The sequence below is a fragment of the Lederbergia lenta NBRC 16444 genome (assembly GCF_001591545.1).
Lineage (GTDB): Bacteria > Bacillota > Bacilli > Bacillales > Bacillaceae_C > Lederbergia > Lederbergia lenta.
Genome location: NZ_BCVC01000007.1, coordinates 89,725 through 103,427, shown reverse-complemented (window position 1 = coordinate 103,427; position 13,703 = coordinate 89,725). Strand labels below are relative to the sequence as shown.

13 protein-coding genes are annotated in these 13,703 nt (G+C 38.0%); 11 read left to right on the top strand and 2 right to left on the bottom strand.

The features are described from left to right. The first annotated feature begins 15 nt into the window (after window positions 1-15). On the top strand, window positions 16-606 hold the full coding sequence (locus BLE01S_RS17005; protein ID WP_231955890.1) for a GNAT family N-acetyltransferase: 591 nt from the start codon (window positions 16-18) through the stop codon (window positions 604-606). A 327-nt stretch (window positions 607-933) separates the two neighbouring features. On the opposite strand, the gene BLE01S_RS17000 is transcribed toward BLE01S_RS17005, so the two are convergent. Together BLE01S_RS17000 and BLE01S_RS16995 are read right to left on the bottom strand one after the other, a co-directional pair. Next, on the bottom strand, window positions 934-1,410 hold the full coding sequence (locus tag BLE01S_RS17000; RefSeq protein WP_066145091.1) for a DUF6985 domain-containing protein: 477 nt from the start codon (window positions 1,408-1,410) through the stop codon (window positions 934-936). 21 nt (window positions 1,411-1,431) lie between these two features. Further along, entirely contained in the window at window positions 1,432-1,881 is a 450-nt protein-coding gene (locus BLE01S_RS16995) for a DUF2262 domain-containing protein (RefSeq protein ID WP_066145089.1), read from the bottom strand. Between the two features lie 303 nt (window positions 1,882-2,184). On the opposite strand from BLE01S_RS16995, the gene BLE01S_RS16990 reads away from it, so the two are divergent. From BLE01S_RS16990 to BLE01S_RS16945, 10 genes are all read left to right on the top strand, one after another. Then, window positions 2,185-3,381, top strand: coding sequence for a PdaC/SigV domain-containing protein (locus tag BLE01S_RS16990; RefSeq protein WP_169800040.1), 1,197 nt, complete (start codon window positions 2,185-2,187; stop codon window positions 3,379-3,381). 519 nt (window positions 3,382-3,900) lie between these two features. Beyond that, window positions 3,901-4,944 carry an iron-siderophore ABC transporter substrate-binding protein gene (locus BLE01S_RS16985; RefSeq protein ID WP_066145086.1) on the top strand — a complete coding sequence of 348 codons (1,044 nt, stop codon included), beginning with the start codon at window positions 3,901-3,903 and terminating at the stop codon, window positions 4,942-4,944. Continuing rightward, window positions 4,937-5,977, top strand: a complete 1,041-nt coding sequence (locus tag BLE01S_RS16980) for a FecCD family ABC transporter permease (protein ID WP_066145084.1) — start codon at window positions 4,937-4,939, stop codon at window positions 5,975-5,977. Before BLE01S_RS16985 ends, BLE01S_RS16980 begins: the two co-directional genes overlap by 8 nt. After that, on the top strand, window positions 5,974-7,005 hold the full coding sequence (locus BLE01S_RS16975; protein ID WP_066145081.1) for a FecCD family ABC transporter permease: 1,032 nt from the start codon (window positions 5,974-5,976) through the stop codon (window positions 7,003-7,005). Before BLE01S_RS16980 ends, BLE01S_RS16975 begins: the two co-directional genes overlap by 4 nt. Next, the gene (locus BLE01S_RS16970) at window positions 7,005-7,811 is read left to right on the top strand and encodes an ABC transporter ATP-binding protein (RefSeq protein ID WP_066145078.1); all 807 of its coding nucleotides are present in this window, start codon (window positions 7,005-7,007) and stop codon (window positions 7,809-7,811) included. The genes BLE01S_RS16975 and BLE01S_RS16970 overlap by 1 nt, the downstream gene beginning before the upstream one ends. Before the next feature lie 389 nt (window positions 7,812-8,200). After that, a complete protein-coding gene (locus BLE01S_RS16965; protein ID WP_066145077.1) occupies window positions 8,201-8,617 on the top strand; it encodes a MarR family winged helix-turn-helix transcriptional regulator in 417 nt (138 codons plus the stop codon). Between the two features lie 126 nt (window positions 8,618-8,743). Further along, a complete protein-coding gene (locus BLE01S_RS16960; protein ID WP_066145075.1) occupies window positions 8,744-9,385 on the top strand; it encodes an SDR family oxidoreductase in 642 nt (213 codons plus the stop codon). Between the two features lie 66 nt (window positions 9,386-9,451). After that, window positions 9,452-10,444 (top strand): LLM class flavin-dependent oxidoreductase, encoded by a 993-nt coding sequence (locus BLE01S_RS16955; protein ID WP_066145073.1) that lies wholly within the window; start codon window positions 9,452-9,454, stop codon window positions 10,442-10,444. Window positions 10,445-10,817: 373 nt separating this feature from the next. Continuing rightward, window positions 10,818-11,219 (top strand): hypothetical protein, encoded by a 402-nt coding sequence (locus BLE01S_RS16950; protein ID WP_066145071.1) that lies wholly within the window; start codon window positions 10,818-10,820, stop codon window positions 11,217-11,219. A gap of 232 nt (window positions 11,220-11,451) precedes the next feature. After that, window positions 11,452-13,659 carry a YhgE/Pip domain-containing protein gene (locus tag BLE01S_RS16945; protein WP_174521742.1) on the top strand — a complete coding sequence of 736 codons (2,208 nt, stop codon included), beginning with the start codon at window positions 11,452-11,454 and terminating at the stop codon, window positions 13,657-13,659. Window positions 13,660-13,703: the final 44 nt, after the last annotated feature.

Below are 13,703 nucleotides of genomic sequence, written 5' to 3'. Positions count from 1 at the left end.
AGGAGTTTTATGGCTATGAAAAATCCAATACGAGAAATAGATTATAGCAATTATTTTTGGCAAGATGATAAAGTTAGATTGCGTGCAATTCAGCCGGAAGATTGGGAAGGGGACTATATTAGTAACTTTGATACTCCTGCACGTCGTTTTTTAGAATGTACGATTGAGTTACCGCCTACTATTGCAGGCTCAAAAAAATTCACTGAGGAAAATGCCGATTTCACTTCAACTAATGGACGAATAATGTTTACTATTGAAAATTTAGAGTGTAAAAGTATAGGTGGTATTAATTTAAATAGTATTGACGAGAGAAATGGCACGTTTAGTATTGGAATAGTGATTGATAAAGAGTACCGTGGTAGCGGGTATGGAACAAGTGCGATGAAAATTCTTTTAAAGTATGCATTCCTTGAAAGAAGGCTTAATAAATTTAATGACTATGTTCTTGAAGGAAATGAAGGTTCTGCAAAAATGATGAAAAAACTTGGCTGTGTCCAAGAAGGTGTTCGTCGACAAGTTGTGTATTTAAATGGGCAATATTTAGATTTTATATTATATGGGCTAACGAAAGATGAGTTTATTGAAAAACAGAAAAGAAGTAATTAATTCTCATAGAATATAGAAGAAAATGATTTACAGGTGGCATGATGTAATTTTTCGATAGAAACCCTATCTCATCAAGATTTAAGAGGGGGGCGAAAAGTTCGTGTCCATATTTTGATCGATTTTTAATAAATAAAACGTTAAATTAGCAAAGGAAATAGGGGATAGAAATGTCTATCATTTCGTACCCTATTTTTTTAAAAGGATTTCTAATCTTACTGGGAATATACAATTCCTATTAATCAATTAAAAATCAACGGAAGAAATGCCTAATTCTGGATTTGAACTAAGGTTTAATACAATAAGCAAGTAGACACGTAAAAGATCAATTCAAATCGCTTTATACGCATAATTATAGGAGTCTTTGTACGATTCTGGTTCATCCCAAGCGCCCATCCCATTAAAGGAGGAAAGATAAAGCAATTGATCTTCACGAATAATGAATTCGATGCCATGCTCCACTTCCCATTCACAATTTCCTTCTAAATGGATAACGGGTTTATGCGGATCTCTTGGTTCATCCACGATTAATCCTGTTGGATCTATATAATTCAAAATGTCTCTCGCTTTTTCAATTTTAGGTGGCTCTTGTCCTATAGCATCGCAAAAATCTTCGCAATAGGCAATGGCAGCTCTGCATATCTCATCTATGAGCTTATCATTCAAGTGATTTAAAGCATCTACACAAAAACGTCCATACTCTAAATCTACTCCATCTTCAAGCCAAACTCGAATGTGTTTATCAAATAGCTTGGAATATGTCGTTCCCTCTATCCCGTATTTTGTTTCTTGTATATTTTCAATCATCTATACCTCTCCTTTTGTCCTTTAAATAGCAGCCTTTAGAAGTTTGTAATCGTAATCAAAGGTAGCATGGATTCTATGCCCACCAAATAAATCCCCATCATCATATTCCAAATAGATGCTCTTTTCGTTTATCTCGATATCCAAAAGGGTGATAGCGTGGCAAAACTCCTCTAAGGTTGTATCGTATGCTCCAGCGTCTACAGCATCCCAATCTAATGTTTCATCATCTTCGTCATATTCAGGCCAAAACTCATTTTTATAAACGATTAATTCCTTTGCAATGGCTATTTTTGCTTCTATATTAAACTCCTCTAAAACTGAAAATAGTGTTTCGGCTCTTTTAATCGTTTCTTCCAAGCTGACATGATTTTCATTCAATGACCAATGGATAGGACCACTTTCTAGTTTAAAAGACTTTAAATGCTCATTATGTATAAAGGTTCCTAATTTACTCTCGATTGATTTTTGCAATAATTTATGACTCCTTTGCTATCAACTTCTCTTGGTCGGTCTTAAGAAAATTATAACATTGACATAGATTTAAAAGAGAAGAAATTGGATTTTGAGCAAATAGAATAAGGTATCCAAAATAATTGGTAAATTGGGGTAATTTGGAATAAAAGTGTCTTTTCTACATGGATGAAAAAAGAGTTGGAAGGATGCGAAAAAGATATAGATTCTTTACTCTTCGACAAACTTTCTAAGCGTTTCTTGAAAGGTTTATCTAAACTACCGATAATAATGATAGATCAATTGAAATGGAGTTATGACAAAATGGAGAAAATGACAACTTGGATCCTGTTATTGTTTTTACTAGTTGGGTGTAGCCCTCAAGGCAATAAGCAACAGGCAAGTGAATCCGTGGATAATGAAGACACGAAAGTAGAAAAGACTGCTGCGAAGGGAAAAGTCAAAGATAAGTTGGAACAACAGTCTCCAAATTTAAGCAAATATGAGACAGTTAAATTGGAAGATAAACAAGAAGAATTCGAAATCGAGATTGAGTACCCCTCTTTCTCCTATGCTCCAGTAGATGAGCTTTTGTCAAAGGAAATGCAATCCCAGTTTAAAAATAGTCAAAAGGCAGCAAAAGAGATTATAGAAGATATCTATGAGGATGGATTGGGTACGAATCTTAAATACTCTTATCATGTATTCTTTGAGAAGCCGGTGATCACAGACGACTTTGTCTCCATTTATTTTAATATACGTATCTATATGGGTGGAGCCAGTGGAATGTCACAAAGTTATGCCTTTAACTATGACTTAAAGAATCAGCAACTGCTTGACCTCGAAGAAGTATTAAAGAGGAGAGATACAAATCTCCAAATAGTATCAAAATTAGTAGCCGACGAGCTAATTCATGGTGACCAGTTTGCGGAATATCGTGAGGATCCTGCTCCATTTACTTACAAAACGAGTGTGAAAGGAGAAACCGAGCCAACTGTTGAAAATTACTATGCTTTTTCATTGACGGAGGACTCGATCATCCTTTATAAGCAATTTTATAGCCTCTTTCCGAATGCGGCAGGGGTAGTTGGGGTGGAAGTGAGCTGGGAAAAAATCGATAAGGCAACAGAGGAGAAAAAGAATGACATTGTGTATAAAAACGATGATTACCATTTCACCCTTCGTCTCCCTTCATCTTGGGAAGGGAGGTTCATTGTCAAAGAAGGTGATTGGAATGTTGCAGCAGAAACCAGCTATGACTTTCAATTCATGCATAACGGGAAAGAAATAAGCAATATTTTTAGTGTAAGTGTACTAGATACGGAATCGGATGGAGACGAGGAATTTGGACCGATGAATTTTATTGCCAGCCAAAATGGAAAAACCTTTGTATGGAATTCTATTATGGAGGTTCCACCAGAATTTTGGGAAGGTGGAGAATTACACGAACTTCAAAATGAATTCACTCATATGTTAAATGAAGATCTTCGAGAAGTGATTGAGACCTTCACATTAGAATAAAAAAATGGCGGTAGGAAATTTTCTTTCATGGATTAGATGCAAAAGAAGGTGTCACACAGTCCACAAAACACTAACATGAATATAACAATTACTGAAAAGCTCTTATCGCGATCACTAGATAAGGGCTTTTTTTCTGTGAAAATAATCTTTGCATAGATATTTGATCAATCCTGTGTCTAACTTTATTTTTATTATCTATTATAATTTGTTAACTTTATTTCGATTGTGCTTACGAAACTCATGAATGAACCAGATAAAACACCCATACATCTCGAAAAAATCAAAAGATTCTAATTGACAATAAATGAAAGGAAATGTAAACTAATTGATAATGATTATCAATATTAAGTAGAAAAGGAGTTTGATATATTAAGATTCATCCAATTACTGCTGTTTATTCATTGTAGAAAGTAAAACATTCTTTACTGAATGGTTCTAAAAATTAACATTGTGGAGTTGCTCCACAATGTTAATTAGCACTAATTTAAAAATACATTTATTAATAAGGTAGGGTATGTAATGATCGCAAAACGAAAAAATTTATTAATAACATTTATTATTTTGGCTATATTTATGGTTGGTTGTTCAGCCAAATCTAGTTCAAAACCTGGGTCAACTTTGACAGAAACACCTTCTTCTAAAGATACAAATTCAGAGATCGTGATCGAGCATGCTTTTGGCGAATCTGTAATACCAAGCAAGCCTAAACGAGTTGTTACAGTTCAATGGGGGAATCATGATGTTGCTCTTGCTCTTGGAGTTGTACCTGTAGGTTTTTCGGCAGCGAATTTCGGCGTGCAGGATGACAGTGGACTTTTGCCTTGGACAGCTGAAAAACTTGAGGAACTCGACGTAACCAATCCCAATGTTTTCCAAGATACGGACGGTCTGGACTTTGAGGCTATTTCAGATGCTAAACCAGACGTCATTCTTGCAGCCTACTCGGGTATAACAGAGGAAGACTATGATCTACTAAGTCAAATCGCTCCAGTTGTGGCATATCCAACCGCACCTTGGGCTACTACTTGGCGTGAACAAGTTAGCTTTAATGCAACGGGGATGGGCATGAAAGCGGAAGGGGAGCAACTCATAGAGGACATCGAAGGCCTAGTTAATGAAAAGCTAAGTCAATATCCTCAGATTAATGGTAAGAAAGTAGTTTGGGTCAACTTCTCAGCTGATGATATGTCTAAATTGCATATTTATACTCCTGCAGATTCTCGGGTCTCTTTCCTATATGAGTTGGGAATGATTTATCCTGAAAGTGTTACGGAGAAAATTACGGACCCTACTAGTTACTCCTTGAATTTAAGTGCTGAGAATGCTGAGGCCCTTTACGATGCGGATCTATTAATTGGATATGGAAATGACGAGTTGTATCAAGCCCTTAAAGCAGATCCACTGTTAGGTAAAATTCCGGCGATCGAGCGAGGTTCTGTTGCGTTTATTGAGAGCGATACGCCTTTAGTAGCTGCGGGAACCCCTAATCCACTTTCAATTTCTTATACGATCGACGAGTATCTGAAATTAATAGGAGGAGCTATTGACAAGTTAGATGAATAGTTTATTGGCTTCAAAGGGTAAACAGCTAAGTTCACATATTCCAAAGCATTTCGCGATAGTCTTGGTGATTAGTTTTATCTTGCTCATCGTATGCGTGTTTGCTTCCTTGGTTTTAGGTTCTCGAATGGTAGGATTTAATGGAGTAATGGACGGTCTATTTCACCAAAGTATAGATTCTTACGAAGCAAACGTGGTTCGCAAGAGGATTTCTCGAACGATATTCAGTTTGTTTTGCGGTGGGGCACTAGGAGTTTCAGGAGCATTGATGCAAGCGGTCACTCGTAATCCGATTGCGGACCCGAGTATACTCGGGGTTAACACAGGGGCATCATTGTTTGTTGTTTGTGGAATGGCGTTTTTGAATATAAGTAGTGCAAATCAATATATATGGCTAGCTTTAGCAGGTGCTGCAATTACTGCTACTTTCGTATTTGGAATTGGCTCTATGGGGCGTAGTGGTGCGACGCCCATTAAGCTTGTTCTGGCGGGAGCAGCTACAAGTGCAGCCCTTTCTTCTTTGGTTGTTGCGATAATGATTCCGCGCTCCCATGTCATGGACCAATTTAGGTTTTGGCAAGTGGGAAGCGTCGGATCGGCAACTTGGGACGGTATTGCTACGTTCTCCCCCTTCCTGATTATTGGGATACTAATAGCTATTCTTTCTGCTTCAGCACTAAATGCACTGGCATTAGGGGATGATGTTGCGACCGGACTGGGTGTTCGAACAGGAGTGCTGAGGCTTATTGCTGCTCTTGGTGCTGTTTTTTTATGCGGTGCGGCTACTGCATTGGCAGGCCCGATTGGTTTTGTCGGGCTATTATCGACTCACGTCATGCGGCTTCTCCTTGGTCCCGACCTGCGTTTTGTTATACCAATGTCAGCTATTTCAGGAGCAATCATTTTGACTGTATCAGATATAAGCGGCAGGCTCATCGGTAGTCCAGGAGAGCTTGAGGTCGGCGTTGTAACAGCATTTATTGGGGCTCCGTTACTAATAATATTAGCTATGAGATCGAAAGTGAGTTCATTATGAAAAACAAATCTGTTGAGTTTATCATGGACGGCAGACGCCATAGACACCGCCGATGGATACTTGTTACGAGCATTCTTGCGGTAATTTCATGCATTCTATGTAGTGCTATGCTTATACTGGGCAACACCATTTATCCGATGAAAGATGTGATCCGTGCGCTTTCCGGTGAGCAAATCCAAGGTGTCTCTTTTGCGGTTAATAAGCTACGTCTGCCGAGAATGCTGGCAGGTCTTTTTGCTGGATTTGCTTTCGGAATTGCCGGTAACACCTTCCAGACTATGTTGCGTAATCCCCTTGCGAACCCAAATGTAATCGGTATTACCACCGGATCGAGCGCGGCAGCTGTTTTTTGTATCGTTATACTTCATGCGAGCGGAGCGGTCGTTTCCATTGTTTCGGTGATTGCTGGCCTTGCCACAGTAACATTAATTTACATATTATCTAGGGGGAAGTCATTTTCAATTGGCCGATTAATTCTTATCGGAATAGGTATACAGGCTATGCTTAACGCTGTGGTGTCCTATCTTCTACTCATTGGGGCAGAACGAGACATTCCGGCAGCGCTTAGATGGCTAAGTGGCAGCCTCAACGGCTCTCAAATGCATGAGCTTCCACCTTTAGTAATATCAGTTATTCTCCTAGCGCCTATCGTTATGATGCTAGGAAGGCATCTAAATATATTGGAACTTGGAGAACAGTCTGCCACTTCTCTCGGAGTGGATACGGACAAGACGAGAATGATACTTATATTGAGTTCTGTCTGTATGATATCTCTTGCTACATCTACGACAGGTCCAATAGCCTTTGTCTCTTTCCTTTCTGGACCAATCGCGAAAAGACTAGTTGGAGTTGGCTACTCAAATGTAATTCCAGCAGGTCTTGTTGGCGTTAATTTAGTTTTGGCTGCAGATCTAATCGGACAATTTGCCTTTGTGGTCAGATTTCCCGTGGGCATCATAACGGGAATAATCGGAGCGCCGTATCTGATTTACTTGCTAATCCGAATGAATAGAAAGGGAGAATTATGATGAAGCCAAAACATGTTTTTCAAGCCGAACAAATAGTAGCAGGCTATGATAATAAAACGGTTATCCAAGGAGTAAGCCTTGTTATTCCCAGTAATAAAATAAGTGTTATTATTGGAGCGAACGCTTCCGGAAAGTCTACGCTTCTTAAAACACTAGCAAGGCTATTAAAACCCGCATCAGGCAAAATTACGCTTGATGGAAAGCCAATCGTAAAAATTCCTCCAAAACAATTGGCTCGCGTTTTAGGGTTGCTACCGCAATCTCCAATTGTCCCAGAAGGAATTTCTGTCGCGGATTTGGTTGGAAGAGGCAGGTTTCCGCATCAATCATTGCTTAGTGGATGGACAAGAAAGGATTACGAGGCAGTGGCTGAAGCTATGAGGATTATGGATATAACTGAGCTTGCAAACCATAATATTGACGAACTTTCAGGCGGCCAAAGACAGCGTGTCTGGATTGCAATGGCCCTGGCGCAACAAACTGATATTTTATTTCTTGATGAACCGACCACCTTTTTAGATATTACATATCAAGTTGAGATTCTTGATCTGCTCACAGATCTTAACCGAAAATATGGAACAACGATTGTAATGGTTCTTCATGATATAAATTTGTCTGCGCGTTATGCGGACAATATTTTTGCGCTTCATAAAGGAAAACTTATGGCAGAGGGGGAGCCATCAAAGGTGATTACAAGCACATTGATTAAGGACATTTTTGAACTGGAGTGTATTGTGGTCGAGGACCCAATTTCAGGATCCCCTTCAGTAGTACCAATAGGCCGATATCATATTAATAATAAATGAACTCGATCATCTTGCTTTGGTTTTAACGGTTTAGAGATTTAAGAAGATCTAGACTATCTAATGTTTTAGGTAAATATTAAAATGTGAGTATATCAATACTACAAGGCACTTAACTATTATGGTTGAGTGTCTTCTTTTTAGATTACTACATGCCTATTTGTTGTTTGACTAGAGAAGATATAAGGCAATAGATAAACTCATAAATACTTCAGCCCCATGGAAATTTTAAATAATATAGGACGATAGTACGCCGTTTAGCAACGAATCTCACTTATTAGGGATGTAATGCAATAGATATAATTTGTGAATAGAACAAATTGCTCGAAATAAAAACAATCTATTGATATAGTTAGCATACTAACTAATTATAATTGAAAGAAGGTGAACCATTGATTGAGGATGAGATTCGAGAAATACTTGATGAAATATCGACCAGAAAGCGCAGGTATTATGCGGAAATGTTGCGTCAGCTAGATCTTCATATAGGTCAAGATCAGTTGTTATGCCGATTATGGAAAGAAGAAGGAATTACACAGAATCAGTTAAGCGAACGTTTAAATTGTGAACCTTCCACTGTTGCAAATATGGTAAAAGCATTAGAAAACTACGATTTAATCTACCGACAACGGGATGAATTAGACGCTAGGGTCAACAGAGTTTATTTAACAGCTAAAGGTCAAGACTTAAAAGAGCCGATAGAAAAATTGTGGAAAAAGCAACAGGGTAAATTATTGGATGGACTGTCATCGGATGAGCTTTTAATATTAAAGAAACTGTTGAAAAAAATGGCTGAGAACATATCATAAGCTCCTCTTTTTCCTAAGAACGTTAGCATGCTAATGAATTTTTGGTGATAAGAAAAGTAAGGTTTTTTACGTAATTCCAATGAAGTAAAAGATATCTAATATAAAAGTGAGGGAGCTTGATCATTTATGAAAGTTTTCATTGTTGGAGCAAACGGACAGATTGGAGAACATCTAGTCAATCTATTAAAAAAGAGTAAGGAACATACAGTGAGAGCGATGGTTAGAAAGAAAGAACAAGCGGAAGCTTTTGAAAAGTTAGGTATAGAAACGAGATTAGCAGACTTGGAAGGAACTATGGACGATATTGCAAAAGCTGCAAAAGGCTGCGATGCTATTATCTTCACTGCGGGATCTGGCGGACATACAGGTGCTGATAAAACGCTTTTAATCGATTTGGACGGTGCAGCTAAAACGGTAGAAGCTGCTCAGAAAATAGGCATCAAGCGCTTTATGATGGTGAGTGCGATTCATGCCCATAGGAGAGAAAAGTGGAACAGTATTAAACCTTATATGGTTGCCAAACATCACGCGGACAAAATCCTTGAACAAAGCGGCTTAACTTATACAATCATTCGCCCTGGTGGATTACTAAATGAGCCAGGTACTGGAAAGGTTTCAATTGCGGAAGATTTAGATGCTGCCTCGATTCCACGTGAGGATGTAGCACAAACAATTATTACTGCTTTAACGATGGAAAATACTTTTAACCGCTCATTTGATCTTGTATCTGGTGAAGATTTAATCTCAGATGCATTGAATAAGATTTAACAATTAAGAGTGATTAAAGAAACTCGACTTACAATAGGAATAAAATGACGGAAAGGATATGGACAAATGAGATTAAGTATTTTGGACCAAGCCCCTATTACGAAGGGAAATAAGGCTGTAGATGCTTTGAAAAAGGCAGAAGAGTTGGCTATTTTAGGAGAAGAATTAGGTTATTATCGAATGTGGATGGCAGAACATCATGGAACCAACGGTTTTGCAAGTTCAGCTCCGGAAGTGATAGCAGCTCATTTGGCTGCTAAAACGAGTAAAATACGAATCGGCACTGGAGGAGTAATGATGATGCATTATTCCCCATTAAAATTAGCTGAGGTATTTAAAACGTTAAGCGCCTTTTCTCCAGGCAGAATTGATTTTGGTGTTGGTCGAGCTCCGGGCGGGGATCAGCGTTCTATCTATGCCTTATCTGAAGGACGTCAGCCGCTACTGCATAATATGTATGAAAAATTTGATACGGCATTACAGTTCATTAATGATGAAGTACCTATAGATGACTTGTATAATCAAACCATCGCTACCCCATCTCAAGTCGTTTTACCAAAGGCTTGGCTGTTAGGTTCTACTGGCAATAGCGCCATTCAGGCAGGGATAAGAGGCGTCGGATATTCATTTGCACAGTTTTTCAATGGCGAGCTATCTAAACAAATTTTGGATGCTTATAAAAAGAACTTTCAACCTTCTGTTTTTATGGAGAAACCAGAAATCAATGTTTCTTATATGGTAACAACAGCGGAAACAAAAGAGGAAGCTGAATTCGAAGCAATGCCTCAAGATATTTGGCGTTTATTATTTATGAAGGGAAGGATCGCTCCAATCATGACCCCTGAGGAGGCCAATGAATATCCATTAACGGAAATGGATCGTATGACCATTAAAGAAAATCGGAAAATCCATTTAGTTGGAGATGCGAAAGAAATTGCAACGATGCTACAAAAAGAACAGAAGCAATACGGATTTGACGAAGCGATGATTATTAGCATTCCCCATTCACAAGAGAAACGTCTCAATGTTTATCGATTATTAGCGCGGGAATTATTATAAATTGGGGTAAGGAAAGAAAGTGAAATAATCCAAATGTCATTCAGCATAAATCTTAGGTATTTATCTTGTATTCCTATCTAAGTTTACAGCCCTTTCCTAAAAATATCTGGGAAGGGCTTTTTCATATGGAAATTAGAAATGCACAATTATCTCACAAAAACTCCTGTATATGTGGGAAGAAATTGATAGCTAAGACTGAGAAAACTTTGAACCCTTGCTTTTCTAGAATTTGAGATTGCTTAGAAGAGGCCTCATAATGGCATTGACTTTAGTTGAAAGAGATTGTAAAGCACTTATAATTGAATAAACTAGCAGTTATGTAAAAATTATCTTTATAATATTGATCTGAAAATTAAAAAGGAGTTTTAACAACATGAAAGATATTATGTACTATACAATGGTTATTATTATTTTTTTAGTTGTAATAATAGGCTTTGCAACTCTAGCTATTAAAATAGCAAAATCCCCCAAAAAGTTATTTCTTGGCACTAAATACTTAGGTGTAAAAAAAGTAAGTATCTCATTTAAATTGTTTAATACGTACATTGGGCGGAATTTCCTAGTTCAACGGAATCAGACATATGAAGTAGTTTACAAGTTAGAAACTGAGCAAGGTAAACTTTCTATGTCACTTGATAATCAACTTTTTGAAGAAACAACGTCTTGCTCAGAGGGTTCTCGGCTGATGACGTTTAATACAGGTCGTCCAGTATTGAAATTAGTCGGAACGGATGCTAAGAATGGGCGGGCTGAGGTGAAGCTTATTAAACATTAATCTACGCTTCTTCACTCTTAAACGAGCGTATCCTCTCTTTTATCTTAGATAACCCGCACGATAACAGTTTGTCTCATTAATTATGCCTAGGCGTATTCAGTTAGAAAAAGAAAGTTCTCGTCTATTTTTTTATTATGTCTAATTATGTTACTCTATACGATAACCGATAAATAGTGACATCTAGAATTTATTGGATGTACATTATTGTGACATAATAGCAAAGGAAGATTGCATGAGAAATATATGGAAAATATTTACCTCTGATGTTAAAAACATAAGTAAAAATTGGGTTGCTGCCGTTCTGATTGGCGGATTAATTTTTCTCCCCTCCCTTTATGCATGGCTCAATATCATCGCTTCGTGGGATCCTTATTCGCAGACTGATCAAATGCCGGTGGCGGTCGTAAATGAAGATGTTGGAGCAACAGTGCGAGATAATCAAATTGATGCTGGAAAAGAGCTCGTAAAGACGTTAAAGACGAATAAGGACATGGGTTGGGAGTTTACAAATCGGAAAAAGGCGATGGAGAAACTGGAATACGGTGATTACTTTTCCGTGATTATTATTCCTAAGGACTTTTCTGAAAAGCTTGCCTCTGTTATCTCGGACAAACCTGAGAAGGCGACAATGGAATATTATGTGAATGAAAAAATCAATTCCATCGCGCCAAAAATTACTGGAAAAGGTGCAAGTGTCATTGTGGAAAAAATGAGTGGACAGTTTGTTTCCACAGTTAACGGTGTCATTTTTGACTTGTTTAATGATCTCGGTATTGAAATTGAAAACGACTTACCAGATATTAAAAGGTTTGAACAGTATATTTTTGATGTAGAAGCAAACCTGCCAGAAATTAATCAGAAGCTAAAGGAATCATTAACAGATGCAACATCCGCACAAAATATTTTACGAAAAGCCCAGAATCTAATGCCAGAGGCTCAGCGCTTAACAAATGAGGGACTTGGAACGATCAATAGTACAACAGAGTTTCTTACAAAAGCGGAGAATAGGCTGAATGAAATGGCACCGAAAATTAATGAGGATTTGCAGAAGGTACAAAGTATATCTAAGGAATCAAATGAATTTTTAAAAGAAATTCAGTCTGTTGACCTTGATTTTACCGAACTAGAAAATGTGAAAAAACAAATGAACGAAAGAATGAATAGTGCGATTAGTACAGTTGAAACAATTGAGGCTGATCTTAAACATTTAAGAGATATAAATAATGCACAGCCTTCCACACCAGCCGAAGAAGAGGAGAATGAGGTACCTTCTGCTCCAATCGGAGGAGCTGAGCTTGATGATGCAATCGAAAAAACAGCAGCATTAAAGGTGACCTTAGTGGAAGTTCAAAACAATGTGGAAAATGTCAATGGATTAGTAGAAGGGAAACAACAGCAATTGAAGCAAGCGATTGACGACATGCAACAAATTGCAGCTGGCACTTCTATTAAATTGGATACGTTCATCAAAGATTATAAAGAAACGATTGAACCTAAGGTGTTTAGTGAAGTGGCAAATGCAAAGAAAACATTACTAGACGCGAAAGAAGTATTAGTTGGGATACAATCCACTATTCCTGAAGTAGAACGAATCATAAATAATACAGATGGGCATGTAAGTGATGGAACAGAAGTGATCGAGAAAATCCTTGGAGAGTTTCCTTATGTGAACGATAAGGTGCGACAACTTGCTGATAGAATCAGGAAAGTACAGGGAGAGATGGACATCGGCGATATAATTGAGCTACTGCAAAACGACCCAGAAGCGGAGCGCTCCTTCTTCGAGGAACCGATTGTTTTGAAAGAAAACAAACTGTTTCCGATTGAAAACTATGGAACAGGAATGACACCATTCTATACGGTGCTTGCGATTTGGGTTGGTTGCCTGCTATTGATTTCTTTACTTGCAGTCGATGTGAAGCATGAAGACAACTACTTCGCGAGGGAAGTTTATTTTGGACGATTATTTACTTTTATAACAATTGGCATTCTACAAACGCTTATAGTTACAAGCGGTGATATGGTCCTCCTAGGTGTGAAAGTCCAAGAGCCATTCTGGTTTATCGTTTTTGGATTATTCATCAGTCTCATTTTTATGTCTATTGTCTATACACTGGTTTCCGTATTTGGGGATGTTGGGAAGGCACTTGCTATTATCATGCTTGTTTTGCAGATAGCTGGATCTGGCGGTACTTACCCAGTTGCATTATTACCGGAGTTCTTCCAATGGATTAATCCTGTACTTCCATTTACGTATGCGATTGATTTAATGCGTGAAGCAGTAGGTGGGATTGTATGGCGAAGAGTGGGTACTGATATCCTATACTTAGCATGTGTGGGCATAGCGTTTCAACTATTTGGTGCCTTTTTAAAAGAGACGGTTAATAAACAAACAAATAAACTCTTGAAAAAATCTAAAGAATCTGGGCTGTTTCATTAAGACAGGAAAATATCAGGCTATGATAATGCCCATCATAACGAAAA

Bases quoted from the DNA above. Each gene is read 5' to 3' on its own strand.
- BLE01S_RS17005 (WP_231955890.1), top strand. From the start codon at position 16: ATGAAAAATCCAATACGAGAAATAGATTATAGCAATTATTTTTGGCAA.
- BLE01S_RS17000 (WP_066145091.1), bottom strand. From the start codon at position 1,410: ATGATTGAAAATATACAAGAAACAAAATACGGGATAGAGGGAACGACA.
- BLE01S_RS16990 (WP_169800040.1), top strand. From the start codon at position 2,185: ATGGAGAAAATGACAACTTGGATCCTGTTATTGTTTTTACTAGTTGGG.
- BLE01S_RS16985 (WP_066145086.1), top strand. From the start codon at position 3,901: ATGATCGCAAAACGAAAAAATTTATTAATAACATTTATTATTTTGGCT.
- BLE01S_RS16980 (WP_066145084.1), top strand. From the start codon at position 4,937: ATGAATAGTTTATTGGCTTCAAAGGGTAAACAGCTAAGTTCACATATT.
- BLE01S_RS16975 (WP_066145081.1), top strand. From the start codon at position 5,974: ATGAAAAACAAATCTGTTGAGTTTATCATGGACGGCAGACGCCATAGA.
- BLE01S_RS16970 (WP_066145078.1), top strand. From the start codon at position 7,005: ATGAAGCCAAAACATGTTTTTCAAGCCGAACAAATAGTAGCAGGCTAT.
- BLE01S_RS16960 (WP_066145075.1), top strand. From the start codon at position 8,744: ATGAAAGTTTTCATTGTTGGAGCAAACGGACAGATTGGAGAACATCTA.
- BLE01S_RS16955 (WP_066145073.1), top strand. From the start codon at position 9,452: ATGAGATTAAGTATTTTGGACCAAGCCCCTATTACGAAGGGAAATAAG.
- BLE01S_RS16950 (WP_066145071.1), top strand. From the start codon at position 10,818: ATGAAAGATATTATGTACTATACAATGGTTATTATTATTTTTTTAGTT.
- BLE01S_RS16945 (WP_174521742.1), top strand. From the start codon at position 11,452: ATGAGAAATATATGGAAAATATTTACCTCTGATGTTAAAAACATAAGT.